We start from the raw sequence: 19,490 nt of genomic DNA on the forward strand, positions 1-19,490 counted from the left end.
GGGTTTTCGCCGGGGGGCGGCCAATTGCGTGTTAACTTGGCAGTTACCTGACCCAAACTGCCCCCCAATTGCAAGGGCCTAACGCCCCTGAGATCGGCGGTTGGATGCCGTCAATCCTGTCCCAACCGTGCAATAGCAATACTGCTGCAGGTATGGTGAAACGACGGCTGATTGCACTATCTGATGGGGAACAAACCGGCGGCCTGATGGGCCGTGCGCCATGTTATGTCGCTGGGGCCATGTTTTGCGCAATAAACGCAGGGTCGCGATTGCAATGCGTGCGGCGGTGGTTTAGCCAAATTCAAACCGAATTTGCCGTGAGGGAGCACCAAGAATGGCCGAGATTGAACGCGAAGCGATGGAATATGACGTTGTGATCGTTGGCGCCGGGCCTGCGGGCCTGTCGGCTGCGATCCGGCTTAAGCAGTTGGACGCCGATTGCAATGTCGTGGTGCTTGAGAAGGGCTCAGAAGTGGGTGCGCATATCCTGTCGGGCGCGGTGCTTGATCCTTGCGGGTTGGATGCGCTGATCCCCGATTGGAAGGAAAAAGGCGCGCCGATCAATGTGCCTGTTAAAGAAGACAACTTCTATCTGCTGGGCGAGGCGGGCAAGCTGCGCATCCCCGAATTCCCGATGCCACCGCTGATGAAAAACCACGGCAATTACATCGTCTCCATGGGCAATGTCTGCCGCTGGATGGCCGAACAGGCCGAAGAACTGGGCGTCGAAGTCTTCCCCGGCATGGCTTGCTCTGAACTGGTGTTCGGCGAGAACGGCGAAGTCAAAGGCGTTGTCGCCGGTGAGATGGGACGTCAGGCCGACGGCACGCCGGGCCCAAGCTATGAGCCGGGCATGGAGCTTCATGGTAAGTATGTCTTCCTCTCCGAAGGTGTGCGCGGCAGCCTGAGCAAACAGGTGATCGCGAAATACGGGTTGGACGAAGGCAAAGAGCCGCAGAAATACGGCCTTGGCATGAAAGAAATCTGGGAGATTGATCCCGCCAAGCATCGCGAAGGCACCGTCACCCACACGATGGGCTGGCCGCTAAACAGCAACGCAGGTGGCGGTTCATTCATCTATCACCTTGAAAATAATCAGGTTTACGTCGGTTTCGTTGTCCACCTCGGCTACAAAAACCCGCATGTTTTCCCTTACATGGAATTTCAACGCTTCAAGCATCATCCGATGGTGGCCGAACTGCTCGAGGGTGGCAAACGCGTGGCATACGGCGCGCGGGCGATCACGGAAGGCGGCTATCAATCCATGCCCAAAATGGTGGCGCCGGGCGTCGCTTTGCTGGGCTGTTCGGTCGGTATGGTCAACGTGCCGCGCATCAAGGGCAACCACAACGCCATGCTGTCCGGCAAAGCCGCAGCCGAAGCCGCCTATGCGGCGATCCAAGCGGGCCGGGGCGGCGATGAGCTGACCGAATATGAAACCGATGTGCGCGACGGGCCGATTGCCGCAGACCTTAAGAAAGTGCGCAACGTCAAACCGCTGTGGTCAAAATACGGCCTGACCGCGTCGCTGGCGCTTGGTGGGTTCGACATGTGGACCAACACGCTCGGCTTTTCGTTGCTGGGCACGCTGAGCCACGGCAAATCGGACGCCGAGGCGACCGAGCCTGCGGATAAGCACAAGAAAATCGACTACCCCAAACCCGATGGCAAGCTCAGCTTTGACCGTTTGACGAATGTGGCCTTCTCTTTCACCAACCACGAAGAAAGCCAGCCTGCGCACCTTAAGTTGAAAGACCCGAGCATTCCGGTCGAGGTGAACCTGCCGAAATACGCAGGCCCATCGGCGCGCTACTGCCCGGCGGGTGTCTATGAGTTCGTCGAAGATGAGAAGACCGGGGAGACGCGGTTCCAGATCAACTTCCAGAACTGCGTGCATTGCAAGACCTGCGACATCAAAGACCCCACGCAGAACATCGTTTGGACCACGCCGCAGGGCGGGGACGGGCCGAACTACCCCAATATGTAAACGGTGATCGAAGTGGCACGTAGAAAAGGACCGGCACGCGAGGGCGTGTCGGTCTTTTCTATTTCTCGGTCGGCGAAATCCTGTCGGCGGCGCGTCTCATCGGGGCCACGCCATTGCACCCGGGCACAGAGGTGATAGCCTGAGCGCAAAGCGATATGAGGCGGTTTGCATGTTTCGGAATGTCCTAGGGTTCACCAGCGTCGCGGCGCTTTGCATCGGCCTTTCTGCGCCCTTGATGGCGCAATCTATCGCGGGCCCCTATCTGGCCGGGCGCCATGCCGCGGTGAACAGCGACTATCCTGAGGCTGCGCGCTATTACACCCAAGCGCTAGCCAATGATCCCAAAAACATCGAACTGATGGAAAGCGCCGTGCTGTCCTACCTGTCGCTGGGGCGGGTTGAGAAAGCGCTGCCATTAGCGCGCAACATGATTACCTTGGGCACAAAAAGCCAAGTGGCTGAGATGGCCCTCGTGGCTGGCATGGCAAAGGAGGGCGATTACGACGCTCTTTTGGAGCGTGACACCTCGGCGATCGGCCCTTGGGTCGGTGGGCTGGTGCAGGCTTGGGCGCATATGGGCGCTGGCGATGTCACCGCCGCCATGGCCGCTTTCGATAGCCTAAGTGAAGAAGCCGGGATGCAGGGTTTTGTGATGTATCACAAAGCCTTAGCACTCGCGAGTGTCGGCGATTTCGAAGGGGCCGAGGCGATCTTTGCCAGTGATGCGGCAGGGGCGGCGGGCCAGACCCGACGTGGGGTGATGGCGCATGCTGAAATCCTTGGCCAATTGGACCGCAGCGATGATGCGCTTGCTGTGCTCAAAGACGGTTTCGGCGATGACACCGATCCAGAGATCGCCCGTCTGATCGAAAACTTGCAACAAGACGCGCCCGCCCCTTTCAGTCATACGCCTGACGCTCAAGCCGGGATGGCCGAGGTGTTTTTCACCTTCGCCGCCGTGCTGCGCAACGAGGCGGCGGGGGATTACTATGTGCTGCTTTATTCCCGCATCGCCCGCTACCTGCGCCCCGATCACATCGACGCGCTGCTGTTGACGGCAAGCCTGCTGGAAAACCTTGGTGAGCATGATCTGGCGATTGCCGAATATAAATCCCTGCCTCCCAATAGCCCCGCCTATCACGCCGCCGAATTGGGCCGTGCCGAAGCGCTGCGCCGCTCGGGCAAAACCGCGCAGGCCATCGAAGTGTTGGAGCAGCTCGCGCGGAGCCATGGTAGTCTTGCTGTCGTGCACTCAACGCTGGGCGATATGCTGCGGGCTGAGGAAGACTATGAGGCGGCCATCGCCTCTTACGATCAAGCGCTCGATCTGACTGCCGAAACCGCTCGTGCCCGTTGGGTGCTGTTCTATGCCCGCGCCATCGCCAAGGAACGCAGCGGCGATTGGGAAGGTTCTGAGGCTGATTTCCGCGCGGCGCTTAAGTTGAACCCCGAGCAACCGCAGGTCTTGAACTATCTCGGCTATTCGCTGGTTGAGCAGCAGCGCAGCTTGGACGAGGCGCTTGATATGATCGAGCGCGCTGTCGCGGCCAGCCCCGACAGCGGTTATATCGTCGATTCGTTGGGTTGGGTGTTCTACCGGCTGGACCGTTACGGCGAGGCGGTGGAGCAGATGGAGCGCGCAGTGGAGTTGGAGCCTGTGGACCCGGTGGTGAATGATCACCTCGGAGATGTCTACTGGGCCGTGGGCCGCAAACGCGAGGCCGAGTTCCAGTGGCGCCGGGCGCTGTCCTTCGTGGACCTGACCGATGCGGATTCCGAAGCCGACCCCGAACGGATGCGCCGTAAGTTGGAGGTTGGGCTTGATGCCGTGCTGTCCGAAGAGGGCGCGCCGCCCCTAAAGGTTGCTGCTGACGAATGACCGTTATGGAAGATGCGGCGCCCGCTGGCCCCGTCGCTACGGCGTCTCGGATGGCTTGGGCCAAAGTAAACCTGACCCTGCATTGCACCGGCCAGCGCGCAGACGGCTATCATCTGTTGGACTCTCTTGTGGTCCGTGTGGGCGTGGGTGACGCGCTGCACGTGGCACCCGCTGAAATCCTGACCCTCACCATCAGCGGCCCGCGCGCTAAAGGCGTGCCGACCGATGCGCGCAACCTCGTGCTGCGCGCGGCTGAGATGCTGGATGCAGGTGCGGGCCGGGGTGCGGCGCTGCATCTGGTTAAACATCTGCCCGCTGCGGCGGGAATTGGCGGCGGCTCTGCCGATGCGGCAGTGGCGTTGGAATTGCTCTCCGCGCATTGGGGTGTGCCGCTGCCTGCTGATACAGCGCGGCTTGGCGCGGATGTGCCGGTATGCCTCACCCGCGGCCCTCAGCGGATGCAGGGAGTGGGGGAGATACTTACCCCGCTGCCGCCGCTTCCGGCCTGCCACATTGTGCTGGTGAATCCCGGCGTAGATGTGCCGACGCCTGCGGTCTTCGCGGCCCTGACCGACAAGAACCAACCGCCGATGCCGGATGTGATTCCGAAATTTGCGAATTTTGCTGAATTTGTTGATTTCCTGCGTCTGCAGCGCAATGATCTTGCTGCCCCTGCCATCGCGCGCGCGCCGGTCATCGCGTCTTGTTTGGAGGCACTGAGTGACGCGGCACTCGCGCGAATGTCAGGCTCCGGCGCGACGTGTTTCGGCATTTACGCGACTGCCAAAGAGGCTGAAACCGCCGCCCATCGCATCACCACCGCCGCGCCCAATTGGTGGGTCGCCGCCGCACCGATTTTGGTCGCTTAACTGATCCGGCTGACGACGTAGTCGGCCAGATCGATCAACATGTCTTTTAGATCGTGGTCGGGCAGGGGGGCGAGCGCTGCTTTGGCTTTTTCGGCCCAGCCATGCGCATCACGCTGCGTGGCGGCAAGCGTGGCGTGTTTGTTTAAAATAGACAGCGCTTGATCGAGGTCGCCGTCCTCCTGTTTGCCCTTTTCAATAGTACGGACCCAAAAAGCGCGCTCCTCCGCGTCGGCCTTGGCCACGGCCTTGATCACGGGCAGGGTCAGCTTCCGTTCCCGGAAATCGTCGCCTACGTTCTTGCCCGTGGCGCCGGTATCTCCCTGATAATCCAGCAAATCATCGACGATTTGAAATGCAATGCCAAGCGCGTCGCCATAGTCATAAAGCGCTTTAACCTGATCTGTCGACGCACCGGCAATCACGCCGCCCACTTCCGTCGCGGCAGAGAAGAGCGCCGCCGTTTTACCGCGCACCACCTGCAAATAGACTGCCTCATCGGTGGCCAGATTCTGCGCCGCAGTCAGCTGCAGCACTTCGCCCTCGGCAATTGTTGCCGCAGCGTTGGACAGGATGCGCATGACGGGCATTGACCCCGGTTCGGTCATCAACTGAAAGCTGCGCGCGAAAAGATAATCGCCGACCAGTACCGAAGACTGGTTGTCCCACAATAGGTTCGCCGTGGGTCGTCCGCGCCGCTGGGCGCTTTCGTCCACCACATCGTCATGCAGCAGGGTCGCGGTGTGAATGAACTCTACCGTGGCGGCCAGATGCACGTGATAGGGCCCGCCGTAGCCACACATCCGCGCGGCGGCCAACGTCAGCATCGGGCGCAGGCGCTTGCCTCCGGCTTCGACCAGATGGGCGGTGACTTCGGGGATACGGGGCGCGTGTTTGGAGGCCATTCGCTCGCGGATCAGCGCGCTAACCGCCTGCATATCATCGGCCAAATAGGCCGCCATTTGGTCGTGCGGTTTCATTGTTGCATCAATTTTCATCGTCATTTCCCACGTCCCGCTCGACATGCCGGTAATCCGGCTCTACATCTTTGATATGAAGGAACTTTTGCGCAGCACCGACATGACCATCATCGCCTTTGCCACCGCCCTCCTTAGGGGGGAGGATATAGACTGCTTTGAAATGGACGTAAACATGAGCGTGCTCGAAGGCGGCATTGGAATCTTCCCCCGCCGCCTAATGGTGCACCCCGATGACCATGACGCCGCCCTGCGGGTGATGCGCGACAACGAGATCCCGCTCGGGCTGTGAGCCTTTTTGCCGAAGACGACCTGACATGCGATGCCTTTCTGGGCGGTAAGCTGCGCCTATGGCAACCGCGCCGGGGGCGGGGCTATCGCGCCGGGGTGGACCCGGTTCTGCTGGCCGCGAGTGTCGAGGCCGCGGCGGGGCAAAGCGTACTGGAACTGGGCTGTGGGGTGGGCGCCGCGGTGCTATGCCTGAGCGCTCGGGTGCCGGGGTTGGCGCTGACGGGGTGCGAATTGCAGCCCGCCTACGCCGATCTCGCGCGGCGCAATGGCGGAGATGTGTTGGAGGTGGTCGAGGCCGATCTGACCGACATGCCCTTGCATCTGCGTCAGAGGCAATTCGATCATGTGTTGGCCAATCCGCCCTACTTTGATCGTGCCGCCTCGGTCCAGTCCCGTGATCCGGGACGGGAGGCGGCCTTGGGCGAAGCTACGCCACTGCGACAATGGGTCCGCATCGCCGCGAAACGGCTAAAACCTAAAGGACAGGCGCATTTTATCCACCGTGCGGAACGGCTGCCCGAGCTTTTGGCAGCGCTTCCGCATGAGATGGGATCGGTCGAAGTGCTGCCCTTGTTCTCGCGTGCGGGGCGGATGCCTGCACTGATTCTGCTGCGGGCGCGCAAAAACGGGCGGGGCGCTTTTCGATTGCATCACAGCTATGCCATGCACCTTGGAGCGCGGCATGAAGGCGACCAGAAAAGCTATGTGCCCGAAATTGAAGCGGTCCTGCGCCGCGGCGCACAACTGCTCTTTCCCAATTCTTAAGCATTTTTTCACCAACTTCACCCCTATGCTGCGGTGCTGCGTGACTTGTGGGTCGCGCTGTGATCCACTTAATTTCTAAACACCAATCATGGAGGATTGTATGGCTTTAAACGCACATCTGGACACTCTGAAGCGGAAGCATCAGGCGATGAGTGAGGCGGTTGAAACCGCTCAGCGCGCCCCCGGTTCGGACGATCTGCAAGTGGCTTCCATGAAGAAAGAAAAACTGCGCTTAAAGGAGGAGATCAGCCGCCTGTCGAGCTGACCTCCGACGAGAAATAAAACTCTTCTGATGGCTGTCGTTCCGTTCTGGCGGAGCGGCAGCTTCGCGTTTCTGCTATGGTTGACGCATACTCAAGCCGCGCGGTGACCTGATAGCAGATGTTGCTCCGAGCCGATGTGAAAAAGGCCAGCCCCGCGAAGGGCTGGCCTTTTCAATTCTAATAGGTCTTGCCAGTTAAACGACGAATTGTGCGCCGTTCGCTGAAATGGTCGAGCCATTGATGAAGCCCGCATCATCCGACACCAAAAAGGCGACAGCACGGGCAATTTCTTCGGGTTCACCCAGACGCCCTGCGGGGATCTGCGCGATGATGCTCTCACGGACCTTTTCAGGCACGGCCATGACCATATCGGTCGCGATATAGCCGGGGCAGATTGCGTTGGCGGTGATGCCTGCACGTGCGCCTTCTTGGGCCAGTGATTTCACAATGCCCAGATCGCCCGCCTTAGTCGCGGCATAGTTGACCTGTGCGAACTGGCCCTTCTGCCCATTGATCGAGGAAATCACGACCACGCGCCCGAATTTGCGTTCGCGCATGCCGGGCCATACCGGGTGGATCGTGTTGAATACGCCGGTGAGATTGGTCGCGATGACCTCGTTCCACTGATCGGGCGTCATCTTATGGAAAGGCGCATCGCGGGTGATGCCCGCATTGGCGACGACCACTTCGATGGGGCCAAGATCAGCCTCAACCTTTTCAATCCCGGCCTTGGAGGCGTCGTAGTCTGCCACGTTCCATTTGTAGGTCTTGATGCCTGTTTCTTCTGTGAATTTCGCGGCGGCTTCGTCATTGCCGGCATAGGTGGCGGCGACGGTATAGCCTTTGTCCTTCAGCGTGGTCGAAATGGCCGCGCCAATACCGCGGCTGCCTCCGGTGACCAAAGCGATGCGTGACATGTAATCCCTCCCTCAAGGTAATGTTCTTGCAAATGCATGTTTCGGCGCGCAACAAAATTGCGCGCCGATTTTAGTTTTAGGGGCGCTCAAGGCACATGGCAACACCCATACCGCCGCCGATACACAGCGTAGCCAAACCTTTTTTGGCGCCACGGCGCTGCATTTCGAACAGCAGAGTGTTGAGCACGCGTGCACCGGACGCGCCAATGGGGTGACCAATGGCAATGGCACCGCCGTTGACGTTCACGATCTCAGGATCCCAACCCATTTCTTTGTTCACGGCACACGCCTGCGCGGCGAAGGCTTCGTTGGCTTCCACAAGGTCGAGATCTTCGGGCTTCCAGCCCGCCTTTTCCAGCGCTTTGCGCGAGGCATAGACTGGGCCGACACCCATGATCGACGGGTCGAGACCTGCCGTGGCATAGGAGGCGATGCGCGCCAGCGGGGTGATGCCGCGTTTTTCAGCGTCGTCCGCGCTCATCAAAAGGGCACCCGCCGCGCCGTCGTTCAGGCCCGAAGCGTTGGCCGCTGTAACCGAGCCATCCTTGGTAAAGGCAGGGCGCAGTTTTTGCATTGCTTCCATAGTGGCACCGTGCCGGATGTATTCGTCCTGATCGACGACCGTCTCGCCCTTGCGGGATTTGATGGTGTAGGCGACGATCTCATCCGCGAATTTGCCAGCTTTCTGGGCAGCCTCGGCCTTGTTTTGCGAGGCGACGGCAAACTCATCCTGCTGATCGCGGGAAATCTGCCATTTCTCAGCGACGTTTTCGGCCGTTTGACCCATGTGGTAACCGTTGAACGCGTCCCACAGGCCGTCGCGGATCATCGTGTCGATGAACTGCAGATCGCCCATTTTCTGTCCGGCACGCAGGTTTTGCGCATGGGGGCTCATGGACATGTTTTCCTGACCACCTGCGGCGACGATGCTCGCGTCACCTAATTGGATATGCTGTGCCGCCAGCGCTACGGCGCGCAGGCCCGAACCACAAACTTGGTTAATGCCCCAAGCAGCGCTCTCTTTCGGCAGGCCCGCATTGATATGCGCCTGACGCGCGGGGTTCTGACCTTGGGCGGCGGTGAGCACCTGACCCAAAATGGTCTCAGAGACTTCGGACGGGTCCACCCCGGCGCGGGCTACCAGTTCTTTTAGAACGGCGGCACCAAGATCATGGGCGGGTGTATTGGCAAACGCCCCGCCGAAACTGCCCACGGCGGTACGGGCGGCGGATGCGATGACGACATTGGTCATGATGTGACTTTCCTCTACCTGACTGGGCGGGGGCACACCGACACGCGCCGTCGTCGGGCGTGGGCGCCTCCGTCCCTCTGAGGTAGTGATAGCGGATGCGCTGCAACGCGGCAACTGAACAGGCAGCACCCCGTCATCTACATCACATCATAGATCGAGGGTTACCCAGTGGCGCGGGCGTGGCCAAGATCAAACCAATCGGGTCGGGTGGTCGGCGCGGCGTAGTGATAGCCTTGCAAACAGTCGATGCCCATTTCGGTCAAAACCGCCGCATCGGCAGCGTTTTCGACGCATTCGGCCACAGTGAGCATGTCAAAATGCGTGGCGATCGACATGAGCGCCGCAGTCAATGCGCGGTTATCGGGGTTCGTGGCGATCCCGCGGATGAACTGCCCATCAAGTTTAAGGATATCGAAGTAAAAATCCTTGAAATAGCGGATTGCGGTTTGCCCCGCTCCGAAATCATCCATTGCAAAGCAGATGCCATAGGGCTGCAGCTGATCCATGAAGTTTGCCACAAGTTCCGGCACCATCATGGCTGAGCTCTCGGTAATCTCAAGGATCAGCCGCTCTCCCAAAGTTGCATCCCGGGCGAGCCAGTGGCGTAAGACGCGGTTCCAATCCTGATACCCGATAGAACGCGCAGACATGTTGATTGAAAGGCGCAGGCCGGGGTGGCTGTGCAGCGCATTCAGCCCCAACCGCAGGGCCAGTACATCAACCTGCCGCCCCGTTTCTGTGTCTTCAATGACCGGCATGAAATCCTTGGCCGGGATCACACGGCCCGTCGGGTCAAGCAGGCGAATGAGCCCTTCGTGAAAGGCGATACGGGTGGGATCGCTGGCGCGCATGACCGGCTGAAAGGCCAGCAGTGTCTGACGATGTGCGACGGCTACGCGCACCATCTCAAGGGTCGAGGCATCGCGCTGCGTGACCGCATGGTTCAGCGGGCTGTCCCCTCCGGGAGGGATGTCGGCGATAGGGCGTTGGAATCGGCGGGGCACGGCGGTACTCTTCTTTCTGTCCTGCCATAGGTATGGGCGCACAGGTGATAACACGGTCTTAATCAGCGGCGATTTCCGCGGTGGATCACGCGGGAGAGCTAAGATGCAGCGCTGTGACTGGGCCGGGGACGACCCGATTTACCAAGCCTACCATGACACAGAATGGGGCGTTCCCGAATATGACAGTCGTGCGCTTTGGGAGAAGTTGATTCTTGATGGGTTCCAGGCCGGGTTAAGCTGGATCACGATCCTTAAAAAACGCGACAATTTTCGCGCTGCTTTTGCTGGGTTCGATCCGCATCAGATTGCCGAGTGGGGCGAGGCGGATGTGACCCGTCTGCTGGGTGATCCGGGCATCATTCGGCACCGAGGCAAGATTGAGGCCGCAATCACCAACGCGCGGGCATGGCAGGAGATGGAGGCGCGCGAAGGGTTCGACCAATTTATGTGGCGTTATGTGGATGGGGTGCCCCTGCAGCCTGGCTTTGCCACGCAGTCTGAGGTGCCACCGAAAACAGCGCTGTCAGAGCAGGTCAGCAAAGACCTTAAAAAAGCCGGTTTCAAGTTCTGCGGGCCGACGATCACCTATGCGTGGATGGAGGCCTGCGGGCTGGTGAATGACCATATCCTGACCTGCCACCGCCACGGCCCCTGTGCGACGCTGGCGCGTTAGGGCAGGGCGTATAGCTCTCGCTGAAATCCCCCGTTGACTCCCCGCCATGGCACCGTATAAGCGCCCCTTCATTGGTGTTGGTGGACCCCGCAAGGGGAACCCTGTCGGGCTTCGGCCAAAGGACAACGCCCTTTACCGCCCCTCGGGGCCTTATAAAGGAGAACAGCCGTGACCAAACGCACAGCTGCCAAGCACAAACTAGACCGCCGCATGGGCGAAAACATCTGGGGCCGTCCGAAGTCCCCAGTGAACCGTCGTGAATACGGCCCCGGCCAGCACGGCCAGCGTCGTAAGGGCAAGATTTCCGATTTCGGTATCCAGCTGCGCGCCAAGCAGAAGCTCAAGGGCTACTACGGCGACCTGACCGAAAAGCAGTTCCGTCGCATCTACGGCGAAGCCGAGCGTGTTAAAGGCGATACCGGTGAAAACCTGATCGGTCTGCTGGAGCGTCGTCTGGACGCCGTTGTGTACCGCGCCAAGTTCGTCGCGACCGTTTTCGCAGCGCGCCAGTTCGTGAACCACGGCCACGTCCGGGTGAACGGCAAAAAAGTGAACATCCCCTCCTACCGCGTGAAAGAGGGTGACGTCATCGAAGTGCGTGACCGTTCCAAGCAGTTGGCTTCCGTTCTGGAAGCGGTTCAGCTGCCCGAGCGTGACGTGCCTGACTACCTTGAGACGGATCACTCCAAGCTGACAGCAACCTTCGTGCGCACACCCGGCCTGTCCGATGTGCCATACCCGGTTGTGATGGAGCCGAACCTCGTCGTGGAATTCTACGCGAAGAACTAAGTTTCTTCGCCCGTCGAATACCGAAAGGCCGCGTGGTGCAGACCGCGCGGCCTTTTTCTTTGGCAGACCCTTCGCCTCATGGTTCTCGGCTTCCAAGGGCGCGTCATTGCAACAGGCTGCGGCGGATGGCGCATGGGGCAAGATGTTTGTGGCATCACTGCGGCCGCCTCGGTAGAAGGGCGGCAATAGCGTGAGGAAGAGAGCGAGATGACAAAGATCGCACCGCAACCGGGCATTATGGAGATCGACCTGTATCAAGGGGGTGCGGCGCATGTCGCGGGCCTTGATAACGTGGTCAAGCTCAGCTCGAATGAGAACCCGCTGGGGCCAAGCCCCGCTGCCATTGAGGCCTATCGCCGCGCCTCCTACGATCTGCATCGCTACCCATCCTCGGACCACCGCGCCCTGCGCGGCGCGATTGCCGAGGTGCTGGGGCTGGACGCCGATCGGATCATTTGCGGCGCAGGCTCGGATGAGGTGATCGCCTTCCTTTGCCAGGCCTACGCCGGGCCGGGCAACGAAGTTGTGCACACCGAACACGGCTTTGCCATGTACCGCATTTCGGCGCTGGCTGCGGGCGCTACACCGGTGGAGGTCCGCGAACGCGAGCGCGTCACCGATGTCGATGCGATCCTTGCGGCCTGTACCGATGCGACGCGGCTGGTGTTTATCGCCAATCCCAACAATCCCACCGGCACGATGATCGGTCTGGCAGAGATTGAACGGCTGGCTGAAGGGCTGCCACCGCAGGCGCTTTTGGTGCTGGATGGTGCCTATGCCGAATATGTCGAGGGCTATGACGGTGGGGCCGAAATGGTCGATCGGCGCGATAACGTGGTGATGACGCGGACGTTCTCCAAGCTTTACGGGCTCGGCGGGCTGCGGATTGGGTGGGGCTACGGTCCGGCCCACGTAATCGACGTGCTCAACCGCGTGCGGGGGCCGTTTAACCTTTCGCAAGCGGCGCTGGCTGCTGCCGAGGCTGCGATCAGGGACCGCGCTTATACCGACCATTGCCGGGTCGAGAATGCCCGCTGGCGGACTTGGCTGGCGGATGCACTGGCCGAAATTGGCGTGCCATCGGATGTCTCTTGCGCCAACTTCGTGCTGGCACGTTTTGCCAATCAGGCCGAAGCCGAAGCTTGTGATGATTACCTCAAAACCCAAGGGCTGATCGTGCGGCGGGTGGCGGGCTACAACCTGCCGCAATGTCTGCGGATTACCGTGGGGGATGAGAGCGCGTGCCGTCGCGTTGTCCACGCCGTGCGGCAGTTCAAGGGGGCGCGCTGATGGCACAGGTTTATGACAGGGTCGCCCTGATCGGGCTGGGGCTGATTGCGTCCTCGCTTTTCTGGGCGATCAAGCGCGGTGGTTTGGCGGGCGAAGTTACCGGCTATGCCCGCAGCGATGAGACCCGCGCCACCGCGCGCGAGATCGGCCTTTGCGACCGGGTTTGCGATAGTGTGGCCGAAGCCGTTGCGGGCGCCGATCTGGTGGTGCTCTGCGTGCCTGTGGGCGTCATGGGCGCCGTGGCCGCCGAGATCGCGCCGCATCTGGCACCGGGGGCGACCGTTACGGACGTAGGCTCGGTCAAGGCGGATGTTATCGCGCAGGTCGGTCCGCATCTGCCGGATGGCGTGCATTTTATCCCCGGCCACCCGTTGGCGGGCACCGAGCATTCTGGCCCGCGCAGCGGCTTTGCTGAGCTCTTCGATAATCGCTGGTGCCTGCTTGTCCCCGTTGAGGGGACAGACGCAGATGCCATCGCCCGGCTGCGTGCCTTGTGGGAAGGGGCGGGGGCCAACGTTGAGGAAATGGACGCCGAGCATCATGACCTCGTGCTCGCGGTTACCTCGCATGCGCCGCACCTGATTGCCTATACGATGGTGGGCGTGGCCGATGATCTGCGCCGGGTGACCGACAGCGAAGTCATCAAGTATTCTGCCGCCGGTTTCCGAGATTTCACCCGAATTGCCGCCAGTGACCCGACCATGTGGCGTGACGTGTTCCTGACCAACAAAGACGCGACCCTGGAAATTCTGGGGCGCTTCACCGAAGAGCTTTTTGCCCTGCAGCGCGCCATCCGCACCGGAGACGGCGACCACCTACACGCCTATTTCACCCGCACCCGCGCGATCCGGCGCGGCATTATCGAGGCGGGGCAGGACACCGACGCGCCCGACTTTGGCCGGGGCGCGCGCAAGCCATGAAGGGCTGGGCTGTCCTGTCGCTGATCGTGCTGGGGCAGATGGCCTTGGCCGCAGGTCCGGACAGGTCGCAGCGCCCGGTCCCGCGCGACAATGGCGACACGCTGCCGGTGATCGTCGTGCCCTCAGGGGCGATTGAACAGCCCAAACGGGACCCCGCTGCGCGTGCTGCCGCCGAAGGGGGACAGGGAATGAAATCCTCTCTCCGCCCTTCTCTGCGCAGCCGCAAGGCTGAAAAAGCCGCCCGCGCGCGCCAACAGATGCGGGCGAAAGGCGCGGTCTGTGGCGATCTGGCGATTCAGGGCGCGCAGGTTGGCCGGGTGCCCGGCAAGATCAGCGGTTGCGGGATTGAGAATGCGGTGAAGATACGCTCCGTCTCTGGCATCAAGCTTAGCAATTCTGCCGTGATGGACTGCACCACGGCCAAAGCGCTTGATACTTGGGTGCGGCAATCGGCGGTGCCCGCCTTGGCGGGGCAGGGCGGTGGGCTTAAGCAACTGAGGGTCGCCGCGCATTATGCCTGCCGCACGCGGAACAACCGCAAGGGTGGCAAGATTTCCGAACATGGGAAAGGTCGCGCGATCGATATTTCCGGGTTTGAACTGGCAGATGGCAGCACGATCACTGTCCTGAAAGGCTGGCGCGCTCGGCGTAGCAGTGAGGCAATGCGGCGGATGCATCGGGGCGCCTGTGGGCCATTCGGCACCGTGCTTGGCCCCGAATCCGACCGTTTCCACCAAGATCATTTTCACTTCGACACGGCGCGGTACCGCAGCGGCAGCTATTGCCGCTGAGGGCGGTTTACGGCTGGATCAATCGAGGTGCCGCGCCAAGCGGAATGCCTGCCAGCACCATCTGCCCCTCTGCAAAGACCAGATCAAGATCAAGCCCGCCGGCTGTGCCGCCCCGTGCCTCTAGCAGGCGCAGCATGGTATCGACCTGCCCGCGCATCGATGGCGGCAAAAATCCTGCACGTTCCCCCGCGTCCAACAGTTTAGGCCAATTGGTGACCCGCAGGCTCAACACGCCCGCAGGAATACCCTCAGAGTTGAATGTAAGCGCCCCTTCGGTGGCCAGCGCCACATCGCCCCATGCCACGTCCACGTTCTCAACCGTCAGCGCGTCGATCTGAGGCAGGGTGCCGGTCATTGCGGTGTGGCGATCCAGCGCGCGGGCAAAGGTGACGGCCATCCGCGCCGACAGGATCGGTTGCCCGCCGGGTTGGCCGATGCCGTCTCCTAGGACTTTGCGCAGCAAGGGGCCGGGGGCAATCCTGCCGGGCAACAATGCGATGTTGTAATCATTCTCAGCGTCGGACGACTGCGTGACCTCCATGCGCGGCTCATCGGCTTCCAGCAACAGACCATCAGGGCCATTGACCTCAAGATAGGTGCTGCGGGCCAGCATCCCCTCAAGCTGAAGCGATAGGCCGGGATGCAACGCCAGATCTGCGCGCATGTCGCGCATTTTCAAGACCAAGGGCAGCGCCCCCGCAGGGAACGCGGCCTGCGCGACCGGCGCGCGCGCGGTCAGATCACCGGGCCACCAAACTGGGGCCGATAGGTCAAGCTGCGGCGCTTCAAAAGCCACACCTCGGCCCGCTTCAGCCACAGCAAGACCGCTTAGCCGGTTTTGCAGCGTCAGAGGGAAACCGGCCTTGCTGATGTCCTTGAGCGTTACATCCCACCCCGCCGCACGGCGGCTGTCGAGCAGGCCGGTCAGGGTGCTTTGCATTTGCGCCGTGGCCGCAGCCCACCATGCGCCACAAAGTGCAGCGAGCAAAATCAGCAGCCAAACTAATTTCCGCATTTCGATAGCCCTTCAAATCGTGCTTCAGATGCGGTTTACCGAAGGCCAGCAGAAAGGACCAGCACGATGACTATGTGGGTATTTGGATACGGTAGCCTCTTGTGGAATCCCGGTTTCGAGGTGGCGGAAAGCGTGATCGCCACGCTGCCGGGCTATGCCCGATCGTTCTGCATGCGCTCGATCCATCACCGTGGCACGGTCGAACAGCCTGGGCTGGTGCTGGCGCTTGACGAATCCGTCCGCTCGGCTTGCGAAGGCATGGCGATGCGCGTGGCGGAGGGGCATGAGGCACAGACGCTGGATTATCTGCGCGAACGTGAGCTGATCTCGTCCGCCTATGTGGAGAAAAACCTTACTGTGCATCTGACCGATGAACGCGATGTGGAGGCGGTCACCTATGTGATCGACGCGGCGCATGACCAATATTGCGGCGGGCTCCCATTGGAGGAACAGGCCCAGATCATTGCCCGTGCGGTGGGCGGGCGCGGGCCAAATACCGAGTATTTAATCAACACTGCCGCGCATCTTTCCGAAGTGGGCTTGCATGACCCTGCGTTGGAGTGGTTGCATGACCGCGTGAAGGCGTTGGCTTCATAAAAACTTGGCAACCCCCCGGCGTTTCAGTGTAAGCTGCGCCGAGAGCAGAATAAAGGGTCAGGAAAGGCCGCATGGCACAGCCAGACCGCAAGGCAAAACCGCAGTTTTCACAACCGGTGCGTCAGATTTCACTGATGCTGATCGTATTGGCATTGACCGGCGTCGGGGCATTTTTGGCGCTGCCCAGTGTGCTGCCGATTTTTGCCGCGAACCCATGGCTTAATGGGGTCATCATCTTTGTTTTCGTCGTCGGTGTGCTGGCCTGTTTTTATCAGGTGACGCAACTCATCGGCTCGGTCCGCTGGATTGAGGATTTCGCCGCCGACAACTCCGAACCCGATGCCCAGCCGCCGCAACTGCTGGCGCCATTGGCATCGCTTCTGCGCCAGCGCGGCGCGCGGATGCAGGTGAGCACGGCCTCCACCCGCTCGATCCTCGATTCTGTCGCCTCGCGCATCGATGAAGTGCGCGAGATCACGCGCTATATCGTCAACATGCTGATTTTCCTCGGCCTTCTCGGTACCTTCTACGGGCTTGCCACGACGGTGCCTGCAGTTGTCGATACGATCCGCTCGCTCGCCCCGGGTGAGGGGGAGGCAGGCGTCGATGTCTTTGGCCGCCTCATGACCGGGCTTGAGGCGCAGTTGGGCGGCATGGGGGTGGCCTTCGGCTCGTCGCTTCTCGGCCTTGCGGGCTCTCTCGTCGTCGGGCTGTTGGAGCTTTTCGCAGGCCACGGGCAAAACCGGTTCTATCAAGAGCTAGAAGACTGGCTCAGTTCCATCACGCGGGTCAGTCTGACCTCCGGCGACGATGTGAGCGACCAGAACATCATGGCCAGCGTGATGGATCAGATGGTCGAACAGATGGGCGAAATGCAGCAGATGTTCACCCAGTCCGATATCAGCCGGTCCATGGTCGATGACAAACTGGGCAAGCTTGCCGATGCCGTGGACCGGATGACCACAAGGATGGAACGGCACGATCCGACCGGGGCAGCTCTGACGCGGGTGGCCGAGGGACAAGAGCGTTTGGTTTCTGTCCTCGAAGGTCAGGTCACGGGCGAAGGGATCGATGCCGAAAGCCGAATGCGGCTGCGGTCGATCGATGTGCAAATGCTGCGCATTTTAGAAGAGATTTCCGCCGGGCGACAGGAAACCATGGCCGAACTCCGCAAGGATATCTCACTTCTGGCCAAGGCACTTTCTGGCCAACGCGCGCCGGATGCGCGGCGCCTGCGGGCCGGTGATGCCCCCGGTGGCGGGGACCAGTAATGGCACTTTCCCGGCGGTCAGGCACGCGGTTTCAGGGCTCTATCTGGCCGGGGTTCGTCGATGCGATGACCGGGCTTTTGCTGGTTTTGATGTTCGTTCTGACCATTTTCATGGTGGTGCAATTCGTCCTGACTGAACGCATCAGTGGCCAAGAAAGCGAATTGAATGAACTGGCTGGAGAGGTTGCCGCCCTTGCGCAAGCGCTTGGCGTCGAGGAACGCACCAGCGCCCGGTTGGAGGCACGGCTTGGCGCGCTTAACGCAACGCTGAATGACGCGCAGGATGAAGTGTCGCGGCAAGAGGCCGTAATTGCCGGGCTAACGACCGAACGTGATGAGCAGGACGCGGCCTTGAAAGCCGCAGAGGCGCAGATCACCGGGTTCGAGGCCCGCGTTGCGGCGCTGTTAGCTTCGCAGGCGACGGATCAGGCCCGTATCGGCACTTTGGAAAACCGCGAAGCTGAGTTGCTGGATGAACAAGAGGCGCTGAACCTCGCGCTTAGCACCGCCCGTGACGAGATCGACGCGCAGGCCGAAACGGCCCGTTTGGCCGCGGCGAAACGCGAAGCGTTGGATGCGTTGGTCGCTGACCTTCGGGCACAGAATGCCGAGGCAGAGGCCGAAGTTACCACGTTGAATACACAGGTAGCCGAGGCGGAAGACGCGCTGAGCGAGGAAGAGACCGCGCGGCTGGCAGAGGCCGCGGCCGCGCAAGCGCTGCGTGATCGGTTGGAAAATGCAGATGCGGAGCTGACCGCCATGACCCTCGCGCTTGAGGCGCAGCGCAAGGAAGCAGAAGATACCCTGACCCTGCTGGCCGCCGCCCGCGCGGCGCGCAGCGATCTTGATACCGAACTGGCCGCTGCCCTGTTGCGGATGGAGACCCTTGAGCAGAGCGGTACAGAATTCGAAGCCGAGCGCGCGACGCTGGAGGCACAGGTTGAAGCGGCTGAGGGAACCGAAGAAGACCTGCGGACCCGATTGGCGCAGGCGGAGGTCACCGAACAGGAGTTGAACGCGCGGCTTTCAGACGCCTTGAGCCGTGTGCAACTGCTTGAGGCCGAGGGCAATGCGTTGAGTGGCGATCAAGCTGACTTGCGCGAACGGCTGGCACAGGCGTTGGCGGCAAAGCTCGCAGCTGAAACACTAGCCGAAGACAATACCACCGCCGCCGAACGCCGGGCGGCCCTGTTGGCGCAGGCCGAGCAGACCCTGGCCGAAGAAAAAGCCGTAAGTGCCGAGGCGCAGCGCCAGACCGAATTGCTGAACCAACAGGTCGCAGAACTGCGCGCGCAATTGGGCAACCTTCAGGCGCTTTTGGATGATGCCGTGGCGCGGGATGCGGCGAATTCGGTCGAGTTGCAATCGCTGGGGTCTGAGTTGAACACCGCCCTTGCGCGGGTCGCAGCAGAGGAGCGCCGCCGCGCTGAAATGGAAGCGGCAGAGCGCAAGCGTTTGGAAGAGGAAAGCAAGGATCTGGCCCAGTACCGGTCGGAATTCTTTGGCCGTCTGCGCAACCTTTTGGGCAATCAAGAAGGCGTACGAATCGAAGGCGACCGCTTTGTCTTCTCCTCCGAGGTGCTGTTTGGACAGGGCAGCGCTGTGCTGAGCCAAGATGGGCAGGGCGAGATCGCCAAGGTCGCGGGCATTCTGCGCAGTGTTGTGGACGATATCCCCGCCGAGATTGACTGGGTGATCCGGGTCGACGGTCATACCGACAACGTGCCCCTTTCAGGCTTTGGCGAGTTTGCCGATAACTGGGAGTTGAGCCAAGCGCGGGCGCTGTCTGTCGTCAAATATATGGTCAATTTCCTCGGCATCGCGCCGGATCGTCTGGCGGCCAACGGCTTTGGCCAGTATCAACCCGTGGCCGAGGGCAATACCGAAGCCGCGCGGGCGCAAAACCGGCGGATCGAGTTGAAGTTTACCGAGAAGTGATCGCGC

General features: G+C 61.1%; 19 protein-coding genes. 14 read left to right on the plus strand and 5 right to left on the minus strand.

Annotated elements, in window-relative coordinates:
• Positions 1 to 334: 334 nt before the first annotated feature.
• The 3 genes from DSM14862_RS03175 to DSM14862_RS03185 all read left to right on the plus strand — a co-directional run bounded on the left by DSM14862_RS03175 (position 335) and on the right by DSM14862_RS03185 (position 4,735).
• Positions 335 to 1,987 carry an electron transfer flavoprotein-ubiquinone oxidoreductase gene (locus DSM14862_RS03175; RefSeq protein WP_007118968.1) on the plus strand — a complete coding sequence of 551 codons (1,653 nt, stop codon included), beginning with the start codon at positions 335 to 337 and terminating at the stop codon, positions 1,985 to 1,987.
• Positions 1,988 to 2,156: 169 nt separating this feature from the next.
• A complete protein-coding gene (locus DSM14862_RS03180; RefSeq protein WP_007118969.1) occupies positions 2,157 to 3,866 on the plus strand; it encodes a tetratricopeptide repeat protein in 1,710 nt (569 codons plus the stop codon).
• A gap of 5 nt (positions 3,867 to 3,871) precedes the next feature.
• Positions 3,872 to 4,735: a 4-(cytidine 5'-diphospho)-2-C-methyl-D-erythritol kinase gene (locus DSM14862_RS03185; RefSeq protein WP_040700507.1), complete on the plus strand. Its 864-nt coding sequence runs from the start codon at positions 3,872 to 3,874 to the stop codon at positions 4,733 to 4,735.
• Here DSM14862_RS03185 and DSM14862_RS03190 read toward each other — a convergent pair.
• Complete coding sequence (locus DSM14862_RS03190; RefSeq protein WP_007118971.1) at positions 4,732 to 5,736, minus strand: polyprenyl synthetase family protein; 1,005 nt, start codon at positions 5,734 to 5,736, stop codon at positions 4,732 to 4,734. The genes DSM14862_RS03185 and DSM14862_RS03190 overlap by 4 nt on opposite strands.
• 49 nt (positions 5,737 to 5,785) lie before the next feature.
• Here DSM14862_RS03190 and DSM14862_RS03195 point away from each other — a divergent pair, with 49 nt between their 5' ends.
• From DSM14862_RS03195 to DSM14862_RS03205, 3 genes are all read left to right on the plus strand, one after another.
• A complete protein-coding gene (locus DSM14862_RS03195; RefSeq protein ID WP_040700850.1) occupies positions 5,786 to 6,001 on the plus strand; it encodes a putative signal transducing protein in 216 nt (71 codons plus the stop codon).
• On the plus strand, positions 5,998 to 6,765 hold the full coding sequence (locus tag DSM14862_RS03200; RefSeq protein ID WP_007118973.1) for a tRNA1(Val) (adenine(37)-N6)-methyltransferase: 768 nt from the start codon (positions 5,998 to 6,000) through the stop codon (positions 6,763 to 6,765). Before DSM14862_RS03195 ends, DSM14862_RS03200 begins: the two co-directional genes overlap by 4 nt.
• A gap of 100 nt (positions 6,766 to 6,865) precedes the next feature.
• Complete coding sequence (locus tag DSM14862_RS03205) at positions 6,866 to 7,030, plus strand: YdcH family protein (protein ID WP_083804549.1); 165 nt, start codon at positions 6,866 to 6,868, stop codon at positions 7,028 to 7,030.
• 192 nt (positions 7,031 to 7,222) lie between these two features.
• Here the strand turns inward: DSM14862_RS03205 and phbB are convergent, their stop codons facing one another.
• The 3 genes from phbB to DSM14862_RS03220 all read right to left on the minus strand — a co-directional run bounded on the left by phbB (position 7,223) and on the right by DSM14862_RS03220 (position 10,201).
• Complete coding sequence (gene phbB, locus DSM14862_RS03210) at positions 7,223 to 7,945, minus strand: acetoacetyl-CoA reductase (protein ID WP_007118975.1); 723 nt, start codon at positions 7,943 to 7,945, stop codon at positions 7,223 to 7,225.
• A 76-nt stretch (positions 7,946 to 8,021) separates the two neighbouring features.
• On the minus strand, positions 8,022 to 9,197 hold the full coding sequence (locus tag DSM14862_RS03215) for an acetyl-CoA C-acetyltransferase (RefSeq protein ID WP_007118976.1): 1,176 nt from the start codon (positions 9,195 to 9,197) through the stop codon (positions 8,022 to 8,024).
• A gap of 161 nt (positions 9,198 to 9,358) precedes the next feature.
• Complete coding sequence (locus DSM14862_RS03220) at positions 9,359 to 10,201, minus strand: EAL domain-containing protein (RefSeq protein WP_007118977.1); 843 nt, start codon at positions 10,199 to 10,201, stop codon at positions 9,359 to 9,361.
• 103 nt (positions 10,202 to 10,304) lie between these two features.
• Here DSM14862_RS03220 and DSM14862_RS03225 point away from each other — a divergent pair, with 103 nt between their 5' ends.
• The 5 genes from DSM14862_RS03225 to DSM14862_RS03245 all read left to right on the plus strand — a co-directional run bounded on the left by DSM14862_RS03225 (position 10,305) and on the right by DSM14862_RS03245 (position 14,664).
• The gene (locus tag DSM14862_RS03225; RefSeq protein ID WP_007118978.1) at positions 10,305 to 10,874 is read left to right on the plus strand and encodes a DNA-3-methyladenine glycosylase I; all 570 of its coding nucleotides are present in this window, start codon (positions 10,305 to 10,307) and stop codon (positions 10,872 to 10,874) included.
• Positions 10,875 to 11,042: 168 nt separating this feature from the next.
• Entirely contained in the window at positions 11,043 to 11,663 is a 621-nt protein-coding gene (gene rpsD / locus DSM14862_RS03230) for a 30S ribosomal protein S4 (RefSeq protein ID WP_007118979.1), read from the plus strand.
• Between the two features lie 207 nt (positions 11,664 to 11,870).
• The gene (gene hisC, locus DSM14862_RS03235) at positions 11,871 to 12,953 is read left to right on the plus strand and encodes a histidinol-phosphate transaminase (RefSeq protein WP_007118980.1); all 1,083 of its coding nucleotides are present in this window, start codon (positions 11,871 to 11,873) and stop codon (positions 12,951 to 12,953) included.
• On the plus strand, positions 12,953 to 13,873 hold the full coding sequence (locus DSM14862_RS03240) for a prephenate/arogenate dehydrogenase family protein (protein ID WP_007118981.1): 921 nt from the start codon (positions 12,953 to 12,955) through the stop codon (positions 13,871 to 13,873). Before hisC ends, DSM14862_RS03240 begins: the two co-directional genes overlap by 1 nt.
• On the plus strand, positions 13,870 to 14,664 hold the full coding sequence (locus DSM14862_RS03245; protein WP_007118982.1) for an extensin-like domain-containing protein: 795 nt from the start codon (positions 13,870 to 13,872) through the stop codon (positions 14,662 to 14,664). The genes DSM14862_RS03240 and DSM14862_RS03245 overlap by 4 nt, the downstream gene beginning before the upstream one ends.
• Before the next feature lie 7 nt (positions 14,665 to 14,671).
• Here the strand turns inward: DSM14862_RS03245 and DSM14862_RS03250 are convergent, their stop codons facing one another.
• The gene (locus tag DSM14862_RS03250) at positions 14,672 to 15,679 is read right to left on the minus strand and encodes a DUF2125 domain-containing protein (protein ID WP_007118983.1); all 1,008 of its coding nucleotides are present in this window, start codon (positions 15,677 to 15,679) and stop codon (positions 14,672 to 14,674) included.
• Between the two features lie 66 nt (positions 15,680 to 15,745).
• Between DSM14862_RS03250 and DSM14862_RS03255 the strand changes: the two genes are divergently transcribed.
• From DSM14862_RS03255 to DSM14862_RS03265, 3 genes are all read left to right on the plus strand, one after another.
• A complete protein-coding gene (locus DSM14862_RS03255) occupies positions 15,746 to 16,276 on the plus strand; it encodes a gamma-glutamylcyclotransferase (RefSeq protein ID WP_040700512.1) in 531 nt (176 codons plus the stop codon).
• A 71-nt stretch (positions 16,277 to 16,347) separates the two neighbouring features.
• On the plus strand, positions 16,348 to 17,547 hold the full coding sequence (locus DSM14862_RS03260) for a hypothetical protein (protein WP_007118985.1): 1,200 nt from the start codon (positions 16,348 to 16,350) through the stop codon (positions 17,545 to 17,547).
• Complete coding sequence (locus DSM14862_RS03265; RefSeq protein WP_007118986.1) at positions 17,547 to 19,484, plus strand: peptidoglycan -binding protein; 1,938 nt, start codon at positions 17,547 to 17,549, stop codon at positions 19,482 to 19,484. The genes DSM14862_RS03260 and DSM14862_RS03265 overlap by 1 nt, the downstream gene beginning before the upstream one ends.
• Positions 19,485 to 19,490 lie beyond the last annotated feature (6 nt).

Source organism: Sulfitobacter indolifex (assembly GCF_022788655.1).
GTDB lineage: Bacteria > Pseudomonadota > Alphaproteobacteria > Rhodobacterales > Rhodobacteraceae > Sulfitobacter > Sulfitobacter indolifex.